This is a genomic window from Brucella tritici (assembly GCF_008932295.1).
Classification (GTDB): domain Bacteria; phylum Pseudomonadota; class Alphaproteobacteria; order Rhizobiales; family Rhizobiaceae; genus Brucella; species Brucella tritici.
In genome coordinates, this window is record NZ_WBWA01000085.1 from 1 (window position 1) to 818 (window position 818).

Consider the following 818-nt stretch of genomic DNA (forward strand, 5'->3'; position numbering starts at 1 on the left):
GGTGTTGTCACGTTAAGTTTCTCTGGCCGGAAAGGCCAGGGGCTCGTAGATATTCAGGCGAAACAGGCCGCAATTTTCCATGCATCGAAAGCTTCGAGGCGATGGTAGCGAATTGTGTGTGCGGCTCGGCGACGAGATGGAACAGAGAAACAATTGCGGGTCGCTGAGTGCATGGAGACGAACCGTTGCAACGCTCCAGGTGACCGATGACCTTGCATGGTTCGCTCCCGTTTCCTAAACGGCAGATGGCTATTTTCGGCCCGATTATTGAGGCCCTTGTGCGACCAATGGTCAAGGCCGGGTGCCACTTCTGCCTTTGCTGCACCGTAGGAGCGGAGCTTATCGGTGATGATCCGTTTGGGAGCAAAGCCATAGCGCTTCATTAACGCCACAAGCAATCGCTTTGCCGCCCTTTTATCACGCCGCTTCTGCAAGATTTCTTCGAGAACGGAGCCATGTTGATCCACCGCACGCCAAAGCCAGAATTTTTCTCCAGCGCATTTGACGACCACTTCGTCCAAATACCAAATATCGCCGGGGCGCGCCTGACGCCGCCGCAAGTTGCGTGTGATCTGGGGGCCGAACTTGGCGATCCAACGACGAACTGTCTCGTATGATACGTCGATTCCACGCTCAAGCAGCATTTCTTCAACTTCACGCAGACTAAGGTTGAACCGCAGATAAAGCCACACCGCATGAGCAACGATCTGTGGCGGAAAACGGTGACGCTTGAAGATGATATCTGATGTCTGCATCGCCAAAATTTACGCCCAAACCGTCAGGCAGGCAACTGCAGCCCAGTTAACGTGACAACACCC

The 818-nt window shown here is 54.0% G+C and carries 1 protein-coding gene; it reads right to left on the minus strand.

Going from position 1 to position 818, the window contains the following annotated elements; translation table 11 throughout:
• Positions 1-53: 53 nt before the first annotated feature.
• Complete coding sequence (locus F9K91_RS25520) at positions 54-755, minus strand: IS6 family transposase (RefSeq protein ID WP_151679076.1); 702 nt, start codon at positions 753-755, stop codon at positions 54-56.
• Positions 756-818: the final 63 nt, after the last annotated feature.

Bases quoted from the DNA above. Each gene is read 5' to 3' on its own strand.
- F9K91_RS25520 (WP_151679076.1), bottom strand. From the start codon at position 755: ATGCAGACATCAGATATCATCTTCAAGCGTCACCGTTTTCCGCCACAG.